Source organism: Curtobacterium sp. AC272 (genome assembly GCF_979258155.1).
Window position 1 is genome coordinate 2424229 of sequence record NZ_OZ409838.1, and the last position, 25140, is coordinate 2449368.

Annotated in this window: 25 protein-coding genes and 4 pseudogenes; 11 read left to right on the forward strand and 18 right to left on the reverse strand. The window is 69.3% G+C overall.

The genetic code is table 11. The annotated features are described in order from the left end of the window. Positions 1-3 precede the first annotated feature (3 nt). Positions 4-726 (reverse strand): SDR family NAD(P)-dependent oxidoreductase, encoded by a 723-nt coding sequence (locus ACZZ0J_RS12385; protein ID WP_463437176.1) that lies wholly within the window; start codon positions 724-726, stop codon positions 4-6. A 139-nt stretch (positions 727-865) separates the two neighbouring features. On the opposite strand from ACZZ0J_RS12385, the gene ACZZ0J_RS12390 reads away from it, so the two are divergent. After that, positions 866-2251, forward strand: coding sequence for a hypothetical protein (locus ACZZ0J_RS12390; RefSeq protein WP_463437177.1), 1386 nt, complete (start codon positions 866-868; stop codon positions 2249-2251). Between the two features lie 23 nt (positions 2252-2274). On the opposite strand, the gene ACZZ0J_RS12395 is transcribed toward ACZZ0J_RS12390, so the two are convergent. The 4 genes from ACZZ0J_RS12395 to ACZZ0J_RS12410 all read right to left on the reverse strand — a co-directional run bounded on the left by ACZZ0J_RS12395 (position 2275) and on the right by ACZZ0J_RS12410 (position 5688). After that, positions 2275-2844, reverse strand: coding sequence for a manganese efflux pump MntP (locus ACZZ0J_RS12395; protein WP_463437178.1), 570 nt, complete (start codon positions 2842-2844; stop codon positions 2275-2277). Positions 2845-3138: 294 nt separating this feature from the next. Beyond that, entirely contained in the window at positions 3139-3993 is an 855-nt protein-coding gene (locus tag ACZZ0J_RS12400; RefSeq protein ID WP_194647250.1) for a LamG domain-containing protein, read from the reverse strand. Then, positions 3990-4874: a S26 family signal peptidase gene (locus ACZZ0J_RS12405; protein ID WP_463437179.1), complete on the reverse strand. Its 885-nt coding sequence runs from the start codon at positions 4872-4874 to the stop codon at positions 3990-3992. The genes ACZZ0J_RS12400 and ACZZ0J_RS12405 overlap by 4 nt, the downstream gene beginning before the upstream one ends. A 148-nt stretch (positions 4875-5022) precedes the next feature. After that, on the reverse strand, positions 5023-5688 hold the full coding sequence (locus tag ACZZ0J_RS12410) for a COG1361 family protein (protein ID WP_216834260.1): 666 nt from the start codon (positions 5686-5688) through the stop codon (positions 5023-5025). Positions 5689-5888: 200 nt separating this feature from the next. Between ACZZ0J_RS12410 and ACZZ0J_RS12415 the strand changes: the two are divergent. Then, positions 5889-6116 (forward strand): annotated as a pseudogene (locus ACZZ0J_RS12415) (MarR family winged helix-turn-helix transcriptional regulator); the annotation flags it as partial. Between the two features lie 189 nt (positions 6117-6305). On the opposite strand, the gene ACZZ0J_RS12420 reads toward ACZZ0J_RS12415, so the two are convergent. The 12 genes from ACZZ0J_RS12420 to ACZZ0J_RS12475 form a co-directional block, all read right to left on the reverse strand. Further along, the gene (locus ACZZ0J_RS12420) at positions 6306-6866 is read right to left on the reverse strand and encodes an MOSC domain-containing protein (protein WP_463437180.1); all 561 of its coding nucleotides are present in this window, start codon (positions 6864-6866) and stop codon (positions 6306-6308) included. A gap of 42 nt (positions 6867-6908) precedes the next feature. Then, complete coding sequence (locus ACZZ0J_RS12425) at positions 6909-7223, reverse strand: DMT family transporter (protein WP_123339337.1); 315 nt, start codon at positions 7221-7223, stop codon at positions 6909-6911. Further along, positions 7223-7585: a DMT family transporter gene (locus tag ACZZ0J_RS12430; protein WP_463437181.1), complete on the reverse strand. Its 363-nt coding sequence runs from the start codon at positions 7583-7585 to the stop codon at positions 7223-7225. Before ACZZ0J_RS12430 ends, ACZZ0J_RS12425 begins: the two co-directional genes overlap by 1 nt. Then, on the reverse strand, positions 7582-8196 hold the full coding sequence (locus tag ACZZ0J_RS12435; protein ID WP_463437182.1) for a TetR/AcrR family transcriptional regulator: 615 nt from the start codon (positions 8194-8196) through the stop codon (positions 7582-7584). Before ACZZ0J_RS12435 ends, ACZZ0J_RS12430 begins: the two co-directional genes overlap by 4 nt. 144 nt (positions 8197-8340) lie before the next feature. Next, positions 8341-8526 (reverse strand): hypothetical protein, encoded by a 186-nt coding sequence (locus tag ACZZ0J_RS12440; RefSeq protein ID WP_194647244.1) that lies wholly within the window; start codon positions 8524-8526, stop codon positions 8341-8343. A gap of 28 nt (positions 8527-8554) precedes the next feature. Further along, a complete protein-coding gene (locus ACZZ0J_RS12445; protein WP_463437183.1) occupies positions 8555-9445 on the reverse strand; it encodes a hypothetical protein in 891 nt (296 codons plus the stop codon). 243 nt (positions 9446-9688) lie between these two features. Next, positions 9689-11053: a replicative DNA helicase gene (gene dnaB / locus ACZZ0J_RS12450; protein WP_111083664.1), complete on the reverse strand. Its 1365-nt coding sequence runs from the start codon at positions 11051-11053 to the stop codon at positions 9689-9691. 573 nt (positions 11054-11626) lie between these two features. Continuing rightward, a complete protein-coding gene (rplI, locus tag ACZZ0J_RS12455; RefSeq protein ID WP_111083665.1) occupies positions 11627-12079 on the reverse strand; it encodes a 50S ribosomal protein L9 in 453 nt (150 codons plus the stop codon). A 14-nt stretch (positions 12080-12093) separates the two neighbouring features. Beyond that, positions 12094-12351, reverse strand: a complete 258-nt coding sequence (gene rpsR / locus ACZZ0J_RS12460) for a 30S ribosomal protein S18 (RefSeq protein WP_017887834.1) — start codon at positions 12349-12351, stop codon at positions 12094-12096. 50 nt (positions 12352-12401) lie between these two features. Next, positions 12402-12989, reverse strand: coding sequence for a single-stranded DNA-binding protein (locus tag ACZZ0J_RS12465; RefSeq protein WP_123311310.1), 588 nt, complete (start codon positions 12987-12989; stop codon positions 12402-12404). 3 nt (positions 12990-12992) lie between these two features. Continuing rightward, a complete protein-coding gene (gene rpsF, locus ACZZ0J_RS12470; protein WP_111083667.1) occupies positions 12993-13376 on the reverse strand; it encodes a 30S ribosomal protein S6 in 384 nt (127 codons plus the stop codon). A 193-nt stretch (positions 13377-13569) separates the two neighbouring features. Beyond that, the gene (locus ACZZ0J_RS12475; RefSeq protein ID WP_123339543.1) at positions 13570-15009 is read right to left on the reverse strand and encodes a CCA tRNA nucleotidyltransferase; all 1440 of its coding nucleotides are present in this window, start codon (positions 15007-15009) and stop codon (positions 13570-13572) included. A 125-nt stretch (positions 15010-15134) separates the two neighbouring features. On the opposite strand from ACZZ0J_RS12475, the pseudogene ACZZ0J_RS12480 reads away from it, so the two are divergent. The 9 genes and pseudogenes from ACZZ0J_RS12480 to ACZZ0J_RS12520 all read left to right on the forward strand — a co-directional run. Further along, positions 15135-17239 (forward strand): annotated as a pseudogene (locus ACZZ0J_RS12480) (DUF6049 family protein); the annotation flags it as partial. Between the two features lie 453 nt (positions 17240-17692). Beyond that, entirely contained in the window at positions 17693-19276 is a 1584-nt protein-coding gene (gene murJ, locus ACZZ0J_RS12485) for a murein biosynthesis integral membrane protein MurJ (protein WP_463438181.1), read from the forward strand. 83 nt (positions 19277-19359) lie between these two features. Continuing rightward, complete coding sequence (gene trxB / locus ACZZ0J_RS12490; RefSeq protein WP_111083668.1) at positions 19360-20346, forward strand: thioredoxin-disulfide reductase; 987 nt, start codon at positions 19360-19362, stop codon at positions 20344-20346. 76 nt (positions 20347-20422) lie between these two features. Beyond that, on the forward strand, positions 20423-20749 hold the full coding sequence (gene trxA / locus ACZZ0J_RS12495) for a thioredoxin (RefSeq protein WP_017887828.1): 327 nt from the start codon (positions 20423-20425) through the stop codon (positions 20747-20749). A gap of 161 nt (positions 20750-20910) precedes the next feature. Then, positions 20911-22215: an aminotransferase-like domain-containing protein gene (locus ACZZ0J_RS12500; protein WP_123339332.1), complete on the forward strand. Its 1305-nt coding sequence runs from the start codon at positions 20911-20913 to the stop codon at positions 22213-22215. Positions 22216-22275: 60 nt separating this feature from the next. After that, positions 22276-23237: pseudogene (locus ACZZ0J_RS12505) on the forward strand (D-alanine--D-alanine ligase family protein). A gap of 224 nt (positions 23238-23461) precedes the next feature. Further along, a pseudogene (locus ACZZ0J_RS12510) lies at positions 23462-23710 on the forward strand (ClpP family protease); the annotation flags it as partial. A 65-nt stretch (positions 23711-23775) separates the two neighbouring features. Continuing rightward, positions 23776-24114, forward strand: coding sequence for a ClpP family protease (locus tag ACZZ0J_RS12515; RefSeq protein WP_463437184.1), 339 nt, complete (start codon positions 23776-23778; stop codon positions 24112-24114). After that, complete coding sequence (locus ACZZ0J_RS12520) at positions 24029-24616, forward strand: ClpP family protease (protein ID WP_463437185.1); 588 nt, start codon at positions 24029-24031, stop codon at positions 24614-24616. Before ACZZ0J_RS12515 ends, ACZZ0J_RS12520 begins: the two co-directional genes overlap by 86 nt. 37 nt (positions 24617-24653) lie before the next feature. Here ACZZ0J_RS12520 and ACZZ0J_RS12525 read toward each other — a convergent pair whose 3' ends face one another. Then, on the reverse strand, positions 24654-24962 hold the full coding sequence (locus ACZZ0J_RS12525; RefSeq protein WP_463437186.1) for a helix-turn-helix domain-containing protein: 309 nt from the start codon (positions 24960-24962) through the stop codon (positions 24654-24656). Between the last annotated feature and the right edge of the window lie 178 nt (positions 24963-25140).

Consider the following 25140-nt stretch of genomic DNA (forward strand, 5'->3'; position numbering starts at 1 on the left):
GCCTCAGAGGGTGATGCCCGTCGCCGTCGCCAGGGCGTCGACGAGTTGGCGGCGGAACTGCGGGTCAGCGACCGCCTGGTGCGGCTCCTGCCGCTGTCCGTGGAACCAGTAACCACCGCTGGTGGTTGCGTCGGGGTCGGTCACGAGGGCCTCCTGCGTGCGGTGCCCGAGCTCGAGGTCGTCCGACGCGCCCGCGCCGCCCATCTTGGTCGGGACCCAGCCCGGGTCGACGGCGTTGCTCAGGACGCCGGGCCGGCGCGCCGCGACCTCGGCTGCGAGCGCGGTCACGAAGAGCTTGGTGTCCGAGTACGTGTTCGTCTCCGCGGTGCCGTCCCAGTCGACGCCGTCCAGTCGGGGCCGGCCGCCGCGGTGCATCCCACTGCTCAGGTACACGTGCCGGGTCGGCGTCCGGAGCAGCGCGGTGAACAGGTACGGGGCGACGACGTTGACCGGGATCAGCGCACGGCCGGAGATCACGCCGGCGTTGTGCACGACCGCGTCGATCGGGTCACCGGCGTCGAGGTCGCGCGCGGCAGCGATCACGGCGGCGCGGTCGGACAGGTCGGCGATGACGAGCGTGGCACCACGGTCGAGCAGGTCGGCGACCGCGTCCGCACGTGCCGTGCTCCGGGCGTGCACGACGACGTCGTGGCCGTCGCGGAGCAGGGTGTCGGCGGTCGCCCGCCCGAGGCCGTCGGTCGAGCCGGTGACGAGGATGCGGGACATGCGTTCATCATGCGCCGGGTGGCGGGGGCATGTGCTGCAGGTGGACGAGCAGCGGGACGGACGGGAGGCGCGGGGCGGGCCCGCACCGCGCCTCCCGTCCGTTCTCGGCCCGGCCACAGGGCTGCAGTACGGTCGCAGCATGAGCAGCTTCCTCGACCCCGCGGACGCCGTCGCCGTCGGCGACGCGACGATCGTGCCGGACGCGACACGTCCGGTCGCAGCAGTCGTCACGGGTGACGACGTGCGGTGGGTGACGTGGCCTGGTGCTCCGTTGCCCGACGGTGCGGTCGACGATGTCCGCGTCCTGGCGACCACAGCGGGCGCGTGGGTCGTCTACGAGTCGAACGGCGACGGCGGCGACGAGGTGTCCCGGTCCGCCGTGCACGTCACGCCGACCGGTGTGACGACCGCGGTCGAGCTCGGGGATCGCCAGCCGCTCGGCGCCGACGTGGACGGATTGTGGATCGGTGATCCGCGCCCCGCGTCGATGTGGGCGGGCGACGACGGGGACGGCGCCCCGGACGGCGATGCGGATGCCGACGACTCCGACGGACACGATCCGCTCGACGGCATCGACCCGGAGACCCTGCCGTGGGCGCCGGCCGAGCCGTTCTGGCCGACACCGGAGGCGTGGGCGGCCATGCTCGCGACGGAGACGTCCGCCGAGGACGACGACCCGGAACTGCTCGATGACGAGGACGAGGATGGTCCGTACACCTGGAGCATCGGCTTCGGGGACGAGGGCGAGGGCTTCGTCCCGACGATGGAGCCCCTCGCGGACCCGGGTCCGCCGCTGCCCACCCCGGCGACCGACCTGGTGCTCGTTCGACCAGACGGCAGCCGCGCGACGATCACTGTCGACCACCTGGTCGAGGGCGTCGGTCGCGAGGGCTCAGTGCTGACCGTCCGGTACGCCCCCACCGGGCCCCGGCGGATCCCGGACACCACGGGCGGGCTGCTCTACACCTACCAGTACCGCGAGGTCGACGTGGACCTCTCCGACGGTCTGCCGACCACCATCACCACCGATGCTCTGCCAGCACGGACGGTGGACGACGACGAGGACGAGTCGTCGTGGGAGAACGAACGGGAACGGCTCGAAGCGGCTCGTGCCCCGTGGATCGAGCGGTTCGACCTCACCGGGGTCGAGGGCGCCCGGTGGCCCCTCGACGACACGGACGAGTCGACGAAGGAGCAGGCGGTCGCCGCACTGGTCGGTGTGTTCGAGTCGCTGGCCGAACCAGGGATCCTGTGGACCCGCGACCACCCGGAGCCTCGCCGTGCAGCGAGCGCCTACCGCGCCGTCGCGGTCGTCGTCGAGGGGGAGTGGCCGGCGACCGAGGTGGTCGTGTCGTTCGAGCACAGCGACGTGCCGTACCTGCGGCTCCGCCGGCGGTACCGGGTGTTCGACGACGCCGGCCACGTCGAGGACTGGACGTACGTGACGGTGTACCTCGAGGAGGACATCGCGACCCGGGACATCCCTGCGCGTGACGCCGCCCTTGACGGCGTCCTCGACATCTGACGAATCGCGCCCGTTCCGCAGCCTCAGCCGATGACGCCCGTGTGCTCGAGCACGATGTTCACGCCGATCAGGATGAGCACCACACCGCCGGCGATCTCGGCCGGCTTGCCGAACCGGGCTCCGACACGGCGCCCGACGAGCACGCCGGCGAAGGACAGCACCGCCGTCGTCACACCGATGAGCAGCACCGCGCCGCCGATCGACACCGGCAGGAACGCCAGCGTGACCCCGACCGCGAGGGCGTCGATGCTCGTCGCGATCGCCAGGACCAGGAGCTCACGGATCGGCAGGCGGTCGGTGTCCTGCTCGGTGTCCTCGTGCTTCGAGAACGCCTCCCACAGCATCTTGCCGCCGATCAGCGCGAGCAGCCCGAACGCGATCCAGTGGTCGAAGGCGGCGATGTACTGCGCGAACGCCGAACCGAGCAGCCACCCGAGCAGGGGCATGAGCGCCTGGAACGCACCGAACGTCAGCGCGATGACGAGGGCGTGCCGCACGTCGAAGCGCTTCATGTGCAGGCCCTTGCCGAGGGCGACGGCGAAGGCGTCTGCGGAGACGCCGAGCGCGATGAGGAAGAGGGCCCAGAACGACATGGGGGCGGCGCCTTTCGAGACGGTCGGACGGAGACGCCGACGTCTCAGGACCTGTCGATACTGGCACGGTGCCTGGCATGAAAAGGCCTGATCAGCGGTATTCGTCGCGCCGAATCCGGGGGTTGGTGGGCCCGCCCCGGACCCTGACGGGAGGCTCGCGGCAGTGTCGGGCTGCGCGAGGTTCCACGACACTCCGCCCGCGTTCCGCCGAGGTTCCGATCGGGGCGCTGCGCGCCGGCGAGGTTCCGAGATCTCGGAACCTCACGCGGCGGGGTGGGCGCGACCGCGGGCGCGTCAGCGACCGGCTGCTGCGTGGGCGGCGACCTGGGCGGCGGACAGTTCCGTCCCGTAGACGGCCGCGTACCGCATGGACCCGGTGAAGTAGGCGTTGGCGGGCGAACCCGGCCATCCGCCGATGGTGTCGTAGCCGATCCGGAACCAGCCGGTGTAGTTCTCCGGCGTCTTGTACGTCGCGTTCGACGCGACCAGCGTGCCGTCGACGTAGAGGCGCATGCCGTTGGCCGGTGACATCGTCGTCACGGCGTGGTGCCACGCGCCGTCGGTGTAGGCCTTCGGCGACGAGACGACCTGGGTCGTGCCGCTGTACGTCCCGAACGCGAGCTGGCCGCTCGTGTTGAGGTAGAGCTTGCGGTCGTGCTGCCCAGATCCGCCGGTCTGACTGCTGCCGAAGCCGATGAGCTGTCCACCGGCGACCGTGGTCTTGAACCAGACCTCTTCGCTGAAGGTGGTCGGGTTGGCGTACGAGCGCGAGGTGGAGACGTAGCTCGTCGAGCCGTTCAGCACGTAGGCGCTGCCGGTGTCGCGCGGGCAGGCGTTCGGGTCGGGAGTGACCGCCGTCATCGCGCCCTGGTAGGTGCCGTTCACGCCACGGCCCGACCAGTCCGTGGCGGTCTTCGCGTTCGTCGACTCGGTGAGCCGGTACGCGAACAGGGCGTTCGCGGTGTCGGCTCCGACGGCGCCCGTGCAGGTGAAGTACGGGGCGGTCGCGGCGGTGTTCGTGTCGTTCCGCACGGTGGCGCTGTAGGCGGAGCGCGTCGGGGCGAACTGGTTCAGCAGGACGACGACGGCCAGGGCGACCACGAGCAGGAGGGCGACGACACGGCCGTCACGCAGGCGACGGAGGATCACGATGCGCGCACCGCCTCGACGCGACCGACGGCCAGGCAGGCGACGAGCGGCACCAGGCACACGGCGATCAGCGCCACCCACCCGAGCGGGTCGAGGTCGATGTTCGAGGTCAGCTGGTAGTGCCCGTTCTTCGTGAGTTCGTGGATGACCACGCGGCCGACCTCGCCGTCGACCAGGTGCACGGTGTTGCCGCCGTGGGCGTCGATGCGCACCGGGAAGATGCCGGACGAGATGACGGTGGCCTCGACGCCCGTCGGGCTCGAGGTGTTCGTGATGGTCGTCACGTTGACGAACGGCTTGAGCACGAACGCGGCGTACGAGACCGTCAGGGCGGAGCCGGCGATCCGGAGGCAGGTGCGCGTCACCCGGTCCGTGAATGCGCTGGTCAGGGTGAGGATCAGGAGCGTGCCGATGAGCAGGATCGGGGCGGCGCGGAACAGCCAGCCGAGGTGCGGGACCAGGAGCGCCGGGGTGCCGATCACGTCTGCCTGCGACAGCGTCCACGGGTCGACCGCGCCGTTCACGTCACCCCGGGTGTGCAAGCCGCCGTCGGCGTCGATCGCGATGATGCGGTGCGTGTAGACGACGTCCGGGTTCGCGGACGTCTCGAACGAGACGACGTCGCCGACGCTCAGGGTGGTGACGTCGACCGGCAGGTCGAGCACGAGGGTGCCGACCGGGGCTGCTTCACCCATCGAGGGCGTCTCGACGACGAACCAGCGGCCGCCGGCGGACAGGAACAGGACGGCGGCGGTGAGCAGCAGCGCGGCGACCAGGGCGAGCAACCAGGCGAGGACGGTCTCGGAGCGGGTGACCGCGCGACCGCGGAGGACCGGACGGTCGAGCGTGCCGCTGAGCGGGATCGCTGCGGTCTGGCTCATGTCGTGCTCCTGCGGCTCGGTGGGGTGCGGCTACTGCGCGTGGTGGAACGGGGGTGGCGACGCTCGGCCGGAGGGGGTCGGTCGAGCGTCGCCGGTCTGGGGTCACGGGACGTCCCGGGACGGCTGGGGGAGCCGGCCCGGAGCGGGATCAGGCCGTGAACGTCCAGGTCATGGGGACCGAGGCTGCGAGGCCCTGGTAGGTGTTGCCCGCCGAGGAGTCGAGGGTCACCGCGAAGTTGAACGGCGTCGAGGCGCCGGCGGCCGGAGCTGCGGGCATCGTGAAGGCCGACGCTGCGGCGCCCTTGAAGCTGGCGAGCGTGCCACTGAAGACCGTGGTCGAGCCCGAGGTGATGACGAGGTTCATCTTGGCGCAGAGGTCGGTCGCGGTTCCGTTCGAGGAGCCGTTGTTCGACTGGGTGCACGTGCTGCCCGGCGTCAGGGTGAAGGTGCTCGCGGCAGCGGTGCCGGTGTTCTTGATCGAGATCGCCGTGTTGACCGTGTTGCCCGGCGTCATCGTCGTGCTGCCGCCGAACTTGTTGATCGTCGAGCAGGTCGCGGAGTTCGTCGAGACCGAGCCGCCGTCGGTGCTGAGGCAGGTGACGGTCGCGCCGGCGTTCTGCTCCTGCATGATCAGCGTGCCGCTGGCGGCGGTGTTGCTGCTGTTCGTGATGCTCGCCGCGAACCCGGACAGGGTGCCGGTGAGCGAGAGGGAGAGGAGCACGGCGGCGAAGATGCCGGCGAGGAGCGCCACGGGGGCGAAACGGATCCGCTTCAGCGCGGAGGTGCGGAGCTTGGTGGACACGGTGTACCTCATCGGTTCGGTGGTTCGCAGTGGTTGGGGGAAGCAAGTCACTCGGGCGGATTTGCTTCAATCATTAAGATAGTCATTGCTTGACCAAGTTAGCCACTCGCACACCTACCCCAGTGCGGGGGACGCTCGTGTCCCCCGGGTTCCCGACATGGAAGGATTCCCCCGTGACCCCCGCCGCACACGATGACGACGCCGCCGACCTGATGGCCGCGTTCACCGCTGTCGTGCGCGCGAACGCGAGCCTGGTGAACCAGCTCAGTACACGAGCCGGGGTGCACGAGAACGCCCTGCGAGCACTCGTGCTCATCAGCGACACCGGCTACTCGACGCCGACGGAGGTCGCCGGGTACCTCGGCCTGACCTCGGGCGCGGTGACGAACATGATCGACCGGATGAGCACCGCCGGACTGCTCGAGCGCGCGCCGAACCCGAACGACCGTCGTGGGTCGTTGCTGCGGCTGCTGCCGACCGGCGACGACGTCGTCGCGGACTACCGGCAGCGCTACGCCGCCATGCTCCGGGCTGTCGACGGCGCACACGGCGGCGAGCTGCACGAGGTGCTCAACGACCTCGCCACGAGCCTGTACCAGCAGGCCGCGGCGGCGGGGAGTAGGCGCTCGTCAGACCGGCTGCAGCGCCTGCTGCTCGCCGGCGGGGAGCTCGACCCGGATGCGGTCACCCGTCCGGACGACGCCGCCGGTCACGACGACGCTCATCACGCCGCCCTTCCGCACCACCGCACCGTCCTCGTCCCGGCCGAGCACCTCGCGCAGCAGACCCGGTTCGAACCCGTTGATCTGCTGGCACGGGTTCCGCAGGCCTGTCACACGGACGCACGCCTCGTCGCCGAGGTGCAGCACGGTCCCGGTCGGCAAGCCGAGCAGGTCGACGCCGCGGGTCGTGACGTTCTCGCCCATCTGGCCCGGCTCGAGGTGGTACCCGGCCTCGGCGACCTCGTCGAACACCTCGGCGTGGAGCAGGTGGACCTGCCGCAGGTTCGGCTGCGAGGGGTCACGTGCCACGCGGGAACGGTGCTGGACGGTCGTCCCGGCGTGGGCGTCGCCCTCGATGCCCCAGCCCTCGACCAGGGTCACCTCGTCGACGACGGGCTTGCTGAACCGATGAACGTCGTCCCGGCTCACGGCGATCACGCGCGGCTGGTCGTCACGGTTGTCGGTCATGGTGCGATTCTGGCGCAGGTTCGGTTTCGACGCAGCCCCCGGTCAGTGTCCGAGCTCGACGAGGAAGACCCCGGCGATGATCAGTGCGATCCCGCCGAGCATGAGCGCCGTCAAGGGTTCGCGGAAGAGCACCCGGCCCAGGATCGCCGTCAGTGCGACACCGGTCGCGGCCCAGATCCCGTAGGCGACACCGATCGGCAGGCCGAGCGTCAGCGCCACGGCGAGCAGGCTGAACGCGACGAGGTACCCCAGGACGACGGGCACGAAGAACACCTTCTTGCCGTCGGTGGCGAGCTTGAGGCTGATCGTGGCACCGACCTCGGAGACGATCGCGACGGCGAGCAGGACCCAAGCCATCAGAACGCCTCGCACTCTGGCGTCTGGCGCTTCCGTGCGGCGAGCGCTCGCTGCGAACCGATCTCGACCAGCAGCACCCCGGCAGCGATGAGCACGATGCCGGCGACCATGGTGAGCGTGAGTGCCTGCCCGAACAGCGCGGCCGCGAGCACCGCGGTCAGGGCGACGCCGGAGGCTCCCCAGATGCCGTAGGCGACCCCGACCGCCATCCCCGCGCGGAGCACCAGGATCAGCATCGCGAACGCGGCGACGTAGCCCACGACGACGAGCGCGTACCACCCGGGCTGGTCCACCGCGGCCTGCATCGAGAGCGCTCCGGTGACCTCGGCGACGATCGCGGTCCCGAGGAACAGCCACCTCATGCTCCGCTCCCGTCCGCCAGGGCAGCGATTGCCCGTGCCGCGACCCGGACGGTGGCCTGTGCGGCTGTGTCGTCCCGATCGGCGAGCCACGTCGAGCCGATGCCGTCGGCGGTCGCGATGAGCAGCCGGACGACGTGCTCGACCGGCACTGCCCAGCGGATGCCGTCCTCGGCGGTCCACTCGTCGACCTGCTCGCGGACGGCGTCGAGGTACGCGTGCTGCTCCCAGGCGGCCAGGTCCTGCAGGTCGGGGTCGCGCCGTGAGTGGGTGACCAGCTCGACGACGGCGAGTGCGGTCGCTGGGTCGTCGCGCGTCTGCGCGAGGTGGGCCGACAGGCCGGAGGCGATCCGGGCCTCCAGGTCGAGCCGCGTGACCGGCGGTGCGAACGCGACCGCCATGGCCGTGCGGAGCTGGCGTTCGAGCACTGCGCGGAAGAGCGGCGCCTTCGATGCGAAGCAGTAGTGGAAGGCGCCGTGCGGCAGGCCAGCGCGGGCGGTGACCGCGCGGGTGGTCACGGCACTGATGCCGCCGTCGCGCAGGACGGCGATCGCGGCGTCGACGAGCTGCTCGCGCCGTTCCTCGACGCTGCGGTGCTCTTGCTGGAGGGTCATGGTCCGACCGTACCGCCCGACTTGGCCATGTGGCCAAGTCGGGCGGTGAACTCTCAGCGTGGGTCGGGTTCGCCCCAGCACCCCGGTCCACAGCAGAACGACCCTCGGCCAACCGGCTGAGGGTCGTTCAGTGGTGCGACGCGCCTACTTGTGGCTGGAGCGCTGCGTGAACTTGGCGTTCACGACGCCGTAGAGCACCCAGACGACGACCACGACGAGGGCAACCGTGCCGACGGTTGCCGGCAGCATCCCTTGCGCGAGGAACGGGACGAGCAAGAGGCTGGCCACGCCGAGGACGGCGAGGGTGATCTTGTAGCTGCGAGGAGACATCAGTCCGTCCTTACTTGCACTAGTCGCACTAGTTGCACTGGCTGGCACTCTTGTCGAGAACGAACGGGTTCCAACCCGAGAGCGGAGTCCCGGGGACTCCGTACCCGACGATACCGAGGCAGTTGTCGTTGGCGTTCGCACCCTGCGCGAAGGCGGTGATCGCACCGCTGACGAGGGCGCAGACACCGCCGACGACGGGAGTGCCGATGAGGGCGCACCCTGCCGTCAGCGCAGCCGTCCCGGCAGGTCCGCCCGCTGCGATCGCCTTCGTCTCGGCGCGGTTGAAGTACACCGAGCACCATCCGACGCCGCACCCCGTCGACGGGTCGGCGGTCACCGGGAACGCCGCCCCGGTCGTGTCGACGTGCTGGGTGACGACGTTCGAGCCGGGTGCGACCGAGTACGAGGTCGGGAGTTGCTTGCCGTCAGCGTCGTGCGCCCACGGCGTCTCGAGGTAGTTGACGACGTCGCCGCTGGCGTTCTTCACCTGCACCTTGCCGCCGTCCACGAGGGCGAGCGTGTCGGTCTCGGAGCCGATCTCGAACTCGTAGTCGGTCGGCGCCGACGAGTTGTTGATCACGATGAAGCTGGCGTTCGTGCCGTTCGCCCCGGTGCCCGTGACCGTCCCGAAGTCGGCGCCGCGGTAGACGTCCGAGCCGGTGGCGGCATCGGCCGTCGCAGCCCCTGGGACGACCGGCGTGACTGCGACGTGCGATGCAGAGTCCACCTGGACCCTCGACTGGGCAGCTGCTCCGGTCGGTGCGGAATCGCTCGTGCCGAGCAGGCCCTGCTGCTGGACGACCGCGAGCGGATCCTCGGACGCCGCAGCGTTCGCCGGTGCTGCGACGAGTGAGCCAGCGAGCACAGCCGCCGCGATGGCGCCCCCTGCGGTCATCTGGCGGATTCGTGAGTGGTTCATACTTCGGTCCCCTGTCTCCGACGCTGAGGTCGGTCCCGTTGTAGTCAGCAACGTTGCTGACGAACCGACCCTACGACCCCCCGTTGGAGGGGTAGACCCATCGTTACACTTCCGTGACTCCGGTCGAGGGGCTCTTCGCGCATCGAGCGCTCCCACCCCGCCCGCCATCCCGGCGCCGAAGGCTGCGTCTCGAAAGTCTCATGTGTGCCAGTTGGACCAGTCACCTGGCGGACGACATGCGCCTTACTGCGGCATGTCCACGAACCGCGAGAACATCCCGTGGAACGCCACGGTGATCGTGTCCGTCGGCCCGTTACGGTGCTTCGCCACGATCAGGTCGGCCTCACCCTGCCGCGGGTTGTCCTTCTCGTACGCCGACTCGCGGTGCAGCAGGATGACCATGTCGGCGTCCTGCTCGATCGACCCGGACTCACGCAGGTCGGAGATCGCCGGCTTCTTGTCGGCACGCTGCTCGGGACCACGGTTCAGCTGGGACAGCGCGATGACGGGGACCTGGAGCTCCTTCGCCATCAGCTTGAGTGCACGCGAGAACTCGGAGACCTCTTGCTGGCGGCTCTCGACCTTCTTGCCCGAGGTCATCAGCTGCAGGTAGTCGATGACGACGAGCTTGAGGTTGTGCTGCTGCTTGAGTCGACGGCACTTGGCGCGGATCTCGACCAGCGTCATGTTGGGGGAGTCGTCGATGAAGAACGGGGCGTCGTTGATGCGCCCGCGGGTCTGCGCGATGGTCGTCCAGTCGCGGGAGTCCACGGTGCCCTTGCGCATGTTCTGCAGCGGCACGCTGGTCTCGGCGGAGAGCAGACGCATGGCGATCTCGGCGCGACCCATCTCGAGCGAGAAGAAGGCGGCGGTCTGGTCGTGCTTGATCGCGGCGGCGCGGCACAGGTCGAGCGCAAGGGTGGACTTACCGAGGGCGGGTCGAGCGGCGACGATGATCAGCTGCCCGGGGTGGAAGCCGTTCGTCAGGCCGTCGAGCTGCGCGAACCCGGTCGGCACGCCAGTCATCTGGCCGTCGCGGCCCTTGGCGGCCTCGATCTCGTCGAGCGCGGCGGAGATGGCGTCGGTCAGGGGGACGTAGTCCTCGGTCTGCACGCCGCCGGCGACGTTGTAGACCTCGGCCTGGGCGCTGTTGACGAGGTCGGTGACCTCACCCTCGGACGCGTAGCCCATCTGCACGATGCGGGTACCGGCGTCGACGAGGCGACGGAGCACGGCCTTCTCAGCGACGATGCCGGCGTAGTACCCCGCGTTGGCCGCGGTCGGCACCATGCTCGTCACGCTGTGCAGGTACTCGGCGCCACCACCGCGGGACAGCAGACCGGTCTTGGTCAGCTCGTCGGTGACGGCGATGACGTCGGTGGGCTCGCCGTGCGAGTAGAGCGAGAGGATCGCGTCGAAGATGACCTCGTGCTTGGGGACGTAGAAGTCCACGCCACGAGCGGTCTCGATGACGTCGGCGACGGCGTCCTTCGACAGGAGCATGCCGCCGATGGTCGACTGTTCGGCCAACAGGTCGTGCGGCGGGGTGCGTTCCATGCCGCGCTCCGCGTACTCCTGCGGTGCGGGCTCAAGATGCGCGATCGACACACTCTCTCCTCTGTTGAACGACGCGGGACCGGACACGATGGTCGGACACCCGCAACGACTTTCTACCCCCAGCGACCGACATCCCCGAGTCGCTGGGCCAAGCTACGGCCGCAGAGTTATCCCCAACAAACGGCCCTGTGGATAACTCTGTGGAGGGATTGCGGAACACGCCGGAATGCTGTGTGGAGAACTGTGGACGAGCCTGTGGAAACACGGCCATGGGAACACACTTTCGACCACTTGACCGGGGGTTTTCATGTTCACACGGTGTGTGGAAAAGTGGGGTTCAACTACGCCTTGAAGGTTCCGATTTGACACGTTTCTGCTGTGTAAAACGACTTGACAAGCACCCCTCCTGTGGGAAGTGTTCTCGGGCCGTTCCCAGCAAGCCGGAGCGTGCCTGAGAGGTAACCAGCCAGCCAAGCCGAGCCCGCCAGCGCAACGTCGGGCGGGCCTCCCGTCCGGTACGGCAGAGGCGCGATCCGACCCAGCTGCCCGACCCCGCCCCCGCCAACGCAACGACGGGCGGGCCTCCCGAAGGAGACCCGCCCGTCGTGGAGCGGAACGTCAGTGCTACTTGGCAGCGACGACCTTGAGCGAGATCACGGCAGTGATGTCCTCGCGCAGACGCACGGTGGCCTCGTGGTCACCGACGGTCTTGATGGTCGCGGGGACCTCGACCTTGCGCTTGTCGAGCGAGCCGACGCCCTGCGCCTGGACGGCGTCAGCGACGTCGCCCGGACGGACGGAGCCGAACAGACGACCGTCCTTGCCGGCCTTGACCGCCAGGGAGATGGTCGCGTTCTCGAGCTTCATCTTGAGGTCCTGTGCCTCTTCGATGGTGGCGAGCTCACGCGCGGTGCGCGCGGCACGGATCGACTCGACCTGCTTCTCGCCGCCCTTCGACCACGCGACAGCGAAGCCCTGGGGGATGAGGTAGTTGCGGGCGTAGCCGTTCTTGACGTCGACGACGTCACCAGCGGAACCGAGGCCGGAGACCTCGTGGGTGAGGATGAGCTTCGACATGTGTCGACCTCCGATCAGCGGCCGGAGCCGGCGTAGGGGAGGAGCGCCATCTCACGGGCGTTCTTCACGGCACGGGCGATGAGGCGCTGCTCCTGGACGGAGACGCCGGTGATGCGACGGGCGCGGATCTTTCCACGCTCCGAGATGAACTTGCGAAGGGTCGCAACGTCCTTGTAGTCGATGACGCCGACCTTGATCGACTTCGCGGGAGCGGCGTTCTTGCCGCCCTTGCCGCGAGGCTTCCGGCGGTCGCCGGTGCTCTTTCCAGCCATAGTGATTTGTCCTTAGAAGAAAAGTTGTGTGTCCGTCGGAACGCGGAGGATCAGAACGGGGTCTCGTCGTCGAAGTTGCCGCCGGGGGTGCTCCACACGTCGTTCGACTGTGCGTTGCCGCCGCCCTGCTGGCCACCCTGCGGGGACCACGGCTCGTCGGACTGGCCACCAGCGGAGGCGTTGCCGCCACCGTTGTTGTTCCAGCCGCCGTTGCCGCCGCCCTGCTGACCGCCACCGTTGCCGCCGCCGACCTGGCCACGACCGCCGCCGCCACCCGCTGCGCGGGTGATCTGTGCGGTCGCGTACCGGAGCGACGGGCCGATCTCGTCGACCTCGAGCTCGATGCTCGTGCGCTGCTGACCCTCGCGGTCCTGGTAGGAACGCTGACGCAGACGACCCTGCGCGATGACGCGCGAGCCCTTCGTCAGCGACCCCGCCACGTGCTCGGCGAACTCCCGCCACACACTCGCGCGGAGGAACAGCGCGTCGCCGTCCTTCCACTCGTTCGCCTGACGGTCGAACGTGCGAGGCGTGGAGGCGATGGTGAAGTTCGCCACTGCGAGCCCGTTCTGCGTGTACCGCAGCTCGGGGTCCGCGGTGAGGTTGCCCACCACCGTGATGACGGTTTCGCCGGCCACGGGTTACTCGGCGCTCGCGGTCGCGGTTGCGGAGGCGTTGGCAGCCTTGCGGGCTGCGCGTGCCTCGTCGCGCTGCTTCTGGGCGGCGACCTGCGCGATGCCCTCTTCGGCGCGGAGGACCTTCGTGCGGAGCACGGCCTCGGAGAGACCGAGCTGACGGTCGAGCTCCTTGGCGGCCTCGGGCGAGGACGTGAAGTCGACGACGGCGTAGATGCCCTCGGACTTCTTGGCGATCTCGTAAGCGAGCCGGCGACGGCCCCAGACGTCCACGTTGTCGACGGTGCCACCGTCGTTGCGGATGACAGCGAGGAACTTGTCCAGGCTGGGAGCGACGGTGCGCTCATCGATCTCGGGGTCGAGGATCGCCATCAGTTCGTACTGGTGCATGCGGAACCCACCTCCTCTGGTCTCAGCGGCCCCGGGCAGTTCCCGGGGCAGGAGGGTTGATGCATGTGCCACAGCGCGCAGACACGCGCCGGGGAACCTGCACAGACTACCCGACGGCCTGGAGGCGCGCCACCGGTCTGTGCAGAACCGTCGCGTCCGTCAGGCGGTCGCGTCTCGGGCGCCGGTTGTCGCGTCAGGAGCTCGTCGCGTCCCGCGCGGCCCACCAGTCGCGCAGGCGCGCCTCGGCTGCGTCGGCGCCGAGGGGTCCGTCGTCCATCCGCGCCTCGAGCAGGAAGCGGTAGGCCTCGCCCACGGCACGCCCCGGCGGGATGTCGAGGATCCGCATGATGTCGTCGCCGGTCAGGTCGGGCCGGATCGAGTCCAGTTCCTCTTGCTCGGCCAGGACGCGGATCCGCTCCTCGAGGTCGTCATACGCGAACGCCAGGCGGTCGGCCTTGCGGCGGTTCCGCGTGGTGACGTCCGAGCGGGTCAGCTCGTGCAGCCGTTCGAGCTGCGGGCCGGCGTCGCGGACGTAGCGCCGGACGGCCGAGTCGGTCCAGGCACCGTCGGTGTACCCGAAGAACCGCAGGTGCAGCTCGATCAGGCGGGACACCGCGGCGATCGTGTCGTTGTCGAAGCGCAGGGCACGGAGCCGCTTCTTCGCGAGCTTCGACCCCACCAGGTCGTGGTGGTGGAAGCTGACGGCGCCGCCCGGCTCGAGCTTGCGGGTGGCGGGCTTGCCGATGTCGTGCAGCAGCGCCGCGAGCCGGAGCACGGTGTCCGGCGGGTCGCCCGCGTGCCGCTCGGCCTCGTAGCCGATCGCCTGTTCGAGCACGGTCAGGGAGTGCTCGTAGACGTCCTTGTGGTGGTGGTGCTCGTCGATCTCGAGCTGCATCTCGGGCAGCTCGGGCAGGAACCGCTGCGCCAGCCCGGTGTCCACGAGCAGGCGGATGCCCGGCACGGGGTCGCCCGTGTTGAGCAGCTTGACGAGTTCGTCGCGTACCCGCTCGGCGGACACGATGTCGATGGAGTCGACGAGGTCCTGCATGGCGGCACGGACGTCGTCGTCGACGGTGAACCCGAGCTGCGACGTGAACCGCGCTGCCCGCATCATCCGGAGCGGATCGTCGCGGAACGACACCACGGCGGCCTGCGGGGTGCGGAGGCGGGCGGCCAGCAGGTCCTCGACGCCGCCGTGCACGTCGACGAGCTCACGGGCCGGCAGCCGCAGCGCCATCGCGTTGACGGTGAAGTCGCGGCGGAGCAGGTCGTCCTCGATGGTGTCGCCGAACGCGACCTCGGGCTTGCGGGTCTCGCCGTCGTACACGTCACTGCGGTAGGTGGTGATCTCGACCTGCTCGCCGCCGACCCGCGCGGCGATGGTGCCGAACTGGCGGCCGACGTCCCACGTGGCGCTCGCGATCGGCTCGACGATGCGCAGGATGTCGTCCGGACGGGCGCTCGTCGTGAAGTCGAGGTCGGTGACGGGACGACCGAGGAAGGCGTCCCGCACGGGTCCGCCGACCAGGGCCAGCTCGTGTCCGGCGTCGGCGAAGGCCCGAGCGAGGAGGTCGACGGGCTCGGTGGTGGCGAGTGCGTCGAGTCGTTCGACGGCCTGGGCAACGGACTGCATGACGGTGCTCATCCTCCCAGATCGAGGCCCCGAGTTCTCCACAACCCCGCGCGCACGGGACCTGTTCATGGTCACGCCTCATACACTCGTGCTCGGCCCGAACCGACCCCGTGGCCCGCTTCCGTATGCACATCCTCCGCACCACGCTCGCCGCAGCCGCGTCGACCCTCGTCGCGCTCGGCCTGGTCGTCGCGCCCGTCAGTGCCCCGCACGCCGATGCCGCGACGGTCTCGTCGGCCAAGACCCACCTCGCCGATCCGGCTGCTGCCGATGCGGGCAAGGCCACGATCTCGGTCGCTCCCGCGCACCGTGGGATCGTCCAGCGCGACCAGGACCTCACCCTCTCGGTGACCGTCACGAACGACACCGACACTGCACTGCCCGCCGGCTCCGCGGAGTTCGACATCTTCCGCTCCGTGAGCACGCGGGACGTCCTCGCCGACTGGCTTGCCGACACCACCACGACCGGTTACCTCGGCGCCCCGATGGACTCCGTGGACATCCCGGAGGTCCCGGCGCACCGTTCGGTCACCATCGACTCGGTCGAGATCGTCTCGGGCAACGTGGCACTCGGCGGGTACTCGTCGTTCGGTGCGCGGCGCATCGCGGCCGAGTACACGGCCGGTGACACCTTCGCCGTGGCCCGCTCCGCGATCACCTGGTACCCGGACTTCGAGCAGGTGCCGGTCAGCGTCTCGGTGGCGATGCCGGTGACGGTCCCGAAGTCCACCGACGGCATCCTCACCGCGGCCGTCCTGGCCTCCGCCACCTCGGTCGACGGCACCCTGACGCAGCAGCTCGACGCGGCCGAGGACCACAACGTCGCCGTCGCCGTCGACCCGCGGATCATCGCCTCGATCCGGATCCTCGGCGAGAACGCCCCGTCCTCCGCGACCGCGTGGCTCCAGCGCCTCGAGTCGCTGCGCAACGAGACCTTCGCGTTGTCCTACGCAGACGCCGACGTCACCGGGCTGCGCCAGGCCGGGTCGGACGGCATCCTCGCCCCGATCTCGCTCGACCAGTCCGTGAAGTCCGAGAACTTCCCCGGCGCCGAGACCCCCGCACCGACCCCGACCGCCACCCCCGGCCAGACGACGACCCCGAGCAGCACCGCGTCCCCGAGCGACGACGCCACCACCGACGCCGGCTCCGGCTCCGGCTCCGACACGGGCGAGACCACGGACACGCTGCCCACGACCGAGCAGCTGCTGGACTTCCCGTACTCGATGGACTCCATCGCGTGGCCGGCGGACGGCACCGTGACCGCGGCCGACCTCACGGCACTGCAGCGTGCCGGCAAGGACACCACCATCGTGTCGAGCGGGAACACCTCCGCCGGCGCGAACGCCACGATCTCGGCGTCGGAGAAGATCGGTGACGACCACGTCCTCGTGTCGGACCAGTCGATGTCGTCCCTGCTGCGCAAGGCCGCGACCGCACCGGACCGCCAGAGCTGGTCGTCGGCGATGTCCGAACTCACGGCGACGCTCGCCACCTCGGCGCGCGACGGCACCGCCACGGGGCCGATCCTGCTGACCCTCGGTCGCGACTGGCCCTCGGACTCCGCGCGCCTCAGCCAGACCCTCGACGCCCTCGAGAGCACCGCCTGGGTGGCGCCCGCCGACCTCTCAACGGCGTCGAACGCCGTCGCCGGGTCACTCACGCTCAACAGCGCGTCCACCGGGGCCGGCCGCATCGCACAGCTCAAGCGCCTGGTGCAGGGCGAACAGGGGCTCTCCGCGTTCGCCACGATCCTCGACACCCCCGCCGAACTGACCGCACCCGCACGCCTCCGACTGCTCGCCATCGCGTCGAACGCGTGGCGGGGGACAACGACGGGCTGACGGCCGCCGTCGACGCCCGCACGGCCGCCTGGGCGAAGCAGACCACCGAGGTCGGGATCGTCGACTCGAGCAGCCTGACCCTGCTCGGCGACCGGTCCTCGCTGCCGGTCTCCATCCGCAACAGCTCCGACTACCCGGTGACGGTGCACCTGGCCGTCCAGCCGTCGAACTCCGCTCTCCGGGTCGTCCGCAACGACATCGTGGTCGAGATCCAACCAGACTCGTCGACCCGAGCGACCGTCCCCGTGCAGTCCGTCGCGAACGGCAAGGTCGAGCTGACCATGTCGCTGTCGAGCCCGACCGGCGTCGCGATCGCCCAGCCGGCCACCGTCGAGCTCAACGTCCAGGCGCAGTGGGAGACGGTCATCACCGCTGCTGCAGCGGTCGCCCTGATCGCGATCTTCGGCTTCGGCATCTTCCGCAGCATCCGGAAGCGCATCCGCCGTCGCAACGGCGAACTCGACGACGAGGACGACGACGACCCCAACCGCCCGCTCGCCGTGCAGCCGGGTGCGCCCGGTGCGCCCGCCTCGCCCGCGGGATCGGTCGTCGGACCGGGAGGCCCGGATCACCGCGCCGAGGCACCCACCGCGTTCGCCGTGGCCGGTTCCGGTACGGCCGCTGTCGCGGCTCCTGGTGGCGACCACCTGCAGGACGCGATCGCCCGAGCCGGAGTCGAACCGGGCCTCCCGTCCGACGCCCGTACCAGCCCTGTCGCGGACGCCCGCGACCCCGAGGAGCCGACCATCAGCGCCACCCAGCCCCAGCCCGACGTCGATGCGGAACCGGTCGCCGAGCGCAGCCTGGGGCGTGCGAGTGCGATGCTCGCGGCGGGGACGATGCTGTCGCGCATCCTCGGGTTCGCGAAGACGTTCGTGCTGGCCTACGCGATCGGGCAGTACAAGAGCCCTGCCGGAGACGCCTTCGCGATCTCGAACCAGCTGCCGAACAACATCTACGCCCTCATCGCGGGCGGCCTGCTGTCGGCGGTGCTGATCCCGCAGATCGTCCGCGCCATGAAGAACGGGACCGACGGCGGCCAGTCCTACGTCAACAAGATCGTGACGCTTGGTGGCTCGGTGTTCATCGTCATCACCATCGTCGCCACCCTCGCTGCTCCGCTGCTGGTGCGCCTGTACAGCTCCCAATCCACCTCGGGTGGCAAGGGCCTCTCACCCGAGGCGTACGACCTCGCCGTCCTCTTCGCCTTCTGGTGCCTGCCGCAGATCCTCTTCTACGCGATGTACTCCTTGCTCGGCGAGGTCCTGAACGCGAAGCAGGTCTTCGGACCGTTCACGTGGGCGCCCCTGCTCAACAACGTCATCTCGCTCGCCGGTCTCGTCGTCTTCATCGCGATGTTCGGCGGCAGCGCCGCGAACTCGGGCGTCGACGACTGGGACGCCACGAAGATCGCGGTGCTCGCGGGCAGCGCCTCGCTCGGCGTCCTCGCCCAGGCAGCCTTCCTGCCGTTCTTCTGGCGCCGAGCCGGCCTGAGCTTCCGTCCCGACTTCCGCTGGCGGGGCGTCGGTCTGAAGGCAACGGGGACCGCGGCCGGATGGCTGTTCGCGATGATCCTCGTCACCCAGCTCGCCGGCATCTTACAGTCGCGCGTCGCGTCGCTCGGCTCGGGTGCGGCCGGCAACGCCGTCCTGCAGAACGCATGGCTGCTGTTCATGCTGCCGCACTCGATCATCACGGTCTCGATCGCCACCGCCTACTTCACGCGCATGAGCCACGACGCGGAGCGCGGCGACCTCGGCGCGGTCCAGAAGAACCTGTCGCTCTCGCTCCGCATCGTCGGGCTCTTCACGGTCTTCGCGTCCGTCGCACTGATGGTCGTCGCCGTGCCGTTCGGACGGATGTTCTCGGACACGTTCGACGGCGCGCTGTCGATCGGCGCCGTGCTCTTCGCCTACATGCCGGGCCTCGTGCTCTTCAGCATCCTGTTCATCATCCAGCGCGTGTTCTGGGCCATGCACGACCACCGCACGCCGTTCCTGATGCAGTGCGTCCAGTCCGTGTTGTTCGTCGTCGGCGCGCTGGCGGTGACCACGCTCCCCAACGAGACGATCGGGGTCGCGATCGCCGCATGCACCACGTTGGCCGGCACCGCGCAGACCATCGTGGCGCTGGTGCTCGTCCGCAAGCGCCTGGGTGGCATGGAGGGCCCCGTCGTGACCCGTTCGCACGTGCAGTTCATCATCGCCGCGCTGATCGCCGGCGTGGTCGGTCTGGTGGTCGCGAACTTCCTCGGGGCGTTCTCCGCAGCCGGGTTCGCGATGTCCGACCGCACCGGGGCACTCATCACCATCGTCCTGACCGGCGCCGTCATGGTCCTCGTGTACTTCGGGGCGCTCGTCGTCGCCAAGAACGGCGAGATCAAGAACGCCGTCGGCATGGTGAAGAGCAAGCTCGGTCGCTGACCGCACGCTTCCCGGACGTCGCGGAATGCCGCGCCGGTACCATGTGTTGACCCGGTCAGCACGCAACGGAAGGGCAGTCAGGCATGCGCCAGCTCATCATCATCGGTTCCGGTCCGGCCGGGTTCACCGCCGGCATCTACGCCGCGCGCGCAGAACTCAAGCCGCTCATCGTCGCGTCCAGCGTCGAGACGGGCGGGGAACTCACCAAGACGACCGAGGTCGAGAACTTCCCGGGCTTCCCCGAGGGGATCCAGGGTCCCGACCTCATGATCAAGATGCAGGAGCAGGCCGAGAAGTTCGGCGCTGAGGTCCTGTACGACGACGCCGTCTCCGTCGACCTCACCGGCGACGTGAAGAAGGTCACCGTCGGCTCCGGCGAGACCTACGAAGCCCTCGCGGTCATCTACGCGACCGGTTCGGCGTACCGCCACCTCGGCATCGCCGACGAAGAGCGCCTCTCGGGCCACGGTGTCTCGTGGTGCGCGACCTGCGACGGCTTCTTCTTCCGCCAGAAGAACATCGCCGTGGTCGGCGGCGGCGACTCCGCGATGGAAGAAGCGACGTTCCTCACCCGCTTCGCCGACAAGGTCACCGTGATCCACCGCAAGGACACCCTCCGCGCGTCGAAGATCATGCAGGACCGTGCCCACAACGACCCGAAGATCGAGTTCGCCTGGAACAAGGAGGTCATCGGCATCCAGGGTGACTCCGCAGTTACCGGCGTGACGCTCAAGGACACCGTGGACGGCACCGAGAGCGAACTCGCGCTCGACGGTCTGTTCATCGCGATCGGCAACGACCCCCGCGTGCACCTCGTGCACGGTCAGCTCGAGCTCGCTCCCGAGGGCACCATCGCCGTCGAGGGCCGCACGTCCAAGGCGGTCGGCGTCCCCGGGGTCTTCGTCGCAGGCGACGTGCTCGACCACACGTACCGCCAGGCCATCACGGCCGCCGGTTCCGGTGCGGTCGCCGCGCTCGACGCCGAGAAGTACCTCGCCGACCTCGAGGACACGCTGACCGACGCTGCTGCGGGCGAGACCCCGGTCGAGCCGGTCACCATCTCCGCCTGACCCGTACGGCCCCCGGAATGCCGGGGGCCCGTCCGCGGTTCCACACCCAGTACCGACTTCTCACGAAAGGACACCCATGTCCAACGCAAAGGCTGTCACCGACGCCACCTTCTCGGACGAGGTCCTCAAGTCCGACAAGACGATCCTGGTCGACTTCTGGGCCGAGTGGTGCGGCCCGTGTCGCGCCGTCTCGCCGATCCTCGACCAGATCGCCGAAGAGCACGCCGGCAAGATCGAGATCGTGAAGCTCAACGTGGACGACAACCCCCAGTCGGCCATGAACTACCAGATCACCTCGATCCCGGCGATGAAGGTCTTCAAGGGCGGCGAGGTCGTCAAGACCGTCATCGGCGCCAAGCCGAAGCCCGCGCTCGAGGCCGACCTCGCCGAGTTCCTCGCGTAGGTCGCACCAGCACCACCGAACGCCCCGTCCTCGTCCTGCTCAGCAGGCGTCGGCGGGGCGTTCGCATGCCACCCGTTGCGGATCGGCCCCCGCCGCGGAGCCCGGGTTTCCGGGGTCGATGTCGTAGTGTGGCGGGAATGTCTCACTGATCGGAGCACGGTATGACGAACGGCAACAGCCTCGACCCCTGGTACGACTCCTACGCCCAGCGCACCGCCGGGCTGAGCGCCTCCGAGGTCCGAGCCCTGTTCGCCGTCGCCTCGCGCCCCGAGGTGGTCTCGCTGGCCGGCGGCATGCCGTTCGTCTCCGCGCTGCCGAGGGAGCTCGTCACGGGCTCCCTGGACCGCGTGATGAACGAGCACGCGGCCATGGCACTGCAGTACGGCGGCGGACAGGGTCTGCGGTCCCTCCGCGAGCACATCGTGGACGTCATGAGCCTCGAGGGCATCCGTGCCAGTGCCGAGGACGTCGTCGTGACGACGGGCTCGCAGCACGCGCTGGACCTCGTCACGCGGCTGTTCATCGACCCGGGCGACGTCGTCCTCGCCGAGTCCCCGTCCTACGTCGGTGCGATCGGTGTGTTCCGGTCGTACCAAGCCGAAACCGTCCACGTGACGACCGACGAGCTCGGTCTGGTGCCCGAGGCACTGCGTGAGGCGATTGCGAACCTCCGCACGCAGGGCAAGCGGATCAAGTTCCTCTACACGATCCCGAACTTCCACAACCCGGCCGGCGTCACCATGAGCCGGGAGCGCCGCATCGAGGTGCTCGACATCTGCCGGTCGAACAACATCCTGGTGCTCGAGGACAACCCCTACGGACTCCTCTGGTTCGACGAGCCGGCACCGCAGGCGATCCGTTCCATCGACGAAGAGGGCGTCGTGTACCTGGGGTCCTTCTCGAAGACCCTCGCACCCGGTTTCCGCGTCGGCTGGGCGCTCGCACCGCACGCCATCCGCGAGAAGCTCGTGCTCGCCAACGAGTCCGCCGTCCTCGCCCCGAACTCCTTCGGTCAGTACGTCGTGAACGCCTACCTGGACGCCGCGGACTGGAAGGGCCAGGTCGACACCTTCCGAGGCATCTACGCAGAGCGCCGTGACGCCATGCTGTCCGCCCTGGGGGAGTTCCTACCGGACCTGTCCTGGACGAAGCCCAACGGTGGCTTCTTCGTCTGGCTGACGCTCCCCGAGTCACTCGACTCGAAGGGCATGCTGCCGCGCGCTGTGAAGGAGCTCGTCGCCTACACGCCCGGGACGGCCTTCTACGCCGACGGTCGCGGCGGCGGGCACATCCGTCTGTCGTTCTGCTACCCGACCCCCGAGCAGATCCGCGTCGGCGTGAAGCGGCTCGCCAACGTCGTCAACGACGAACTCGAGCTGATCGAGACGTTCGGCCCGACGACTCGGCCGAACAGCGTCGTCCGCGAGACGTCCTCGGTCAGCGCTCCGCCGCCGAACATCTCCTGATCAGCGCTTTTCCGCGGTGCGTGGCCCACCAGCACCGTCGTTCCACACCGGAGGACCCCCATGGCTGAGCTCACCCGTCGTCACGTCGTCGTCGTCGCCGGAGGGATCTCGCACGAGCGTGACGTCTCCCTGCGCTCCGGGCGACGAGTCGCCGACTCGCTGACCGGGTACGGCTGGCAGGTCGACCTCCGCGACGCCGACGCGCTGCTGCTTCCGGCTCTCGCCGAGTCCCGCCCGGATGTCGTGTGGCCGGCTCTGCACGGCGCCTCCGGTGAAGACGGGGCCCTGCGGGGCATCCTGGAGGCGGTGGACATCCCGTTCGTCGGCTCACGTTCCACGTCGGCCCGGTTGGCATGGGACAAGCCCACGGCGTCAGCGCTGGTCGCGCGGGCAGGCGTCCGCACCCCTCGATCCGTCACGCTGTCCCACGACGTGTTCCGCGAGCTCGGTGCCGTCGGGGTACTCAAGGCCATCGCGGGGGAGCACCCGGTCCCGCTCGCCGTGAAGCCGGCACGCGGCGGGAGTGCGCAGGGAGTGACCCTCGTCGACGACGTCAACGACCTGCCACGAGCCATGGTCACGGCCTACACGTACTGCGACGACGTCGTGGTCGAACAGCTCATCCGCGGCACCGAGGTCGCGGTCGGCATCATCGACACGGGCGACGGGCCGGTGGCGCTCTCCGCAGTGGAGATCGTCCCGCGGAACGGCATCTACGGCTTCGAGGCCCGGTACAACGCGGGGGAGACGACGTTCTACACCCCGCTCGACTGTCCGACGAGTTCGCGACCGCTGCAGCCGACGCCGCCGTCGCGGCACACGCGGCACTCGGCCTCCGCCACCTGTCCCGTGTGGACCTCATCGTCGACGGCGCCGGTACGCCCTGGTTCCTCGAGGCCAACGTGCTCCCGGGCCTGACCGAGACGTCGCTGCTGCCGCAGGCACTCTCCGCGTCCGGTTTCGATCTCGGGTGGACGTACGCAGAGCTCGCCGAACAGGCGATCCGCGACCACCACGCCTGATCCGCACGCTCCCACGGTCCGCGTTCCACGGGGAACACGGGCGTTCGCAAGCGTCGATGTTCCACGTGGAACGTCGGCACCCGCGGTTCGCTGCTGAGAGCTGATCTGCTCTGAGCAGCATCGCATGCGTCTGGTCATCTGCCGGCGCACGGTGGACGCATGACCGATTCACCACCCCCTCAGCCTTCACGACCGAGTACCGGCGAGCCCTTCTCGACCAACGCGTGCTCGTACTCGACGGCCCCCTCGACGACGACAACGGCACCGTCCTCATGACGCAGCTGGTACAGCTCGCGACGGCGGACCCCTGGAACGACATCGCGCTCTGGATCCATTCGCCCGGAGGCTCGGTCCCGGCGATGCTCGCACTCCGGGACCTCATGCGGGTGATCCCCAACGACGTCAGCACGCTCGCGTTCGGGATCGCCTGCAGTGCAGGGCAGTTCCTCCTCTCCTCGGGTACTCCTGGCAAACGGCGAGCACTGCCACACAGCCGGATCCTGATGCACCAGGGATCCGCAGGGATCGGGGGAGTGCGGTGGACGTGGCGCTGCAGGCAGACCACCTCCGCAACACCCGCGACACCGTGCTCGGACTCATCGCAGCGGACACCGGCCAGCCGGTCGACCGAATCTTCGAGGACTCGCTGCACGACCACTGGTACTCCGCGCAGGAGGCCCTCGACTACGGGTTCGTCGACGTGATCGTCGACGACTTCTCGGTGATCCGGCCCCAGCAGCCCCGCTCCACGGTGACGGGCTTTGGCGGACCTGCGGCAGGGGAGGAGACCGTTGAGCGCCTACACAATCCCGAACGTCATCGCGCGGGACGCTCGCGGCGATCGGGTCCTGGACGTCTACTCGCACCTGCTCACTGAGCGGATCATCTACATCGGTACCGCGATCGATGCTGGCGTGGCGAATGCCCTCATCGCGCAACTCCTCTTCCTGGAGTCAGACAACCCGGACTCGGACGTCCAGCTCTACGTCAACTGCGACGGCGGCGACCCGAGTGCCATGCTCGCCGTCTACGACACCATGCGGTTCATCCGCCCCGCCGTCGCGACCACCTGTGTTGGCCAGGCAATCGGTGTCGGAGCCGTGCTGCTCGCCGCAGGCGCCGAAGGAAAGCGATCGGCCCTGCCGCACGCTCGGGTGGTGCTCCACCAGCCCGCTGCTCAGGGACAAGGGGCAATTCCCGAGCTCATCCTGCAGGCCGACGAAGTCGTTCGAATCCGGGCCGAGATCGAGGACGTACTCACCCAGCACAGCGGCCAGAGTGTCGACCGTCTCCGAGCCGACACGGATCACGATCGCGTCTTCACGGCCCGTCAGGCCCAGCAGTACGGGCTCGTGGACCACGTGATCACTCGACGCTGACCGTCGGCGCTGACCGGCGGCGCTGACTGGCGACGCGTCACGCTGCGAGGACGAACGCGCTCCGCACTTGTTCGCTACCAGTACCTGTCGAACGTGCCCGCTCGCGAAGCTGTTCTGCCGCCGCCGCGGTCAGGTCCAGCAACGAGCTCTCGAGTGCGCCCGCCACCGCTGCCAGCATCTCGCTCGAAGGCTCCTTCCGCCCCCGTTCCATCTCCGACAAGTACTGCGGCGACACCCCTGCACGACGAGCAACGTCGTGCAGGGTGTCCCCGCGGCCACGGCGACGAGCGCGGAGCTCTTGTCCCACGACGTCACGCCAGAGCGGCTCGGGATTGCGGGATCTCATGATGCGAGCTTGGCAGTGTTCCACGTGAAACGTTCGGACTTCCCGTTCGCTGCTCGTGAACGTCAACCAACTGAACGGCTCCGCGCCCCGTATCGGGCCGAATTCTGTCTCGCTGACCCCAACACCCGTACCGGGCCTGCGAGGCCCGCTACGGGCCGCACAGCACCGTCGGCGAGCC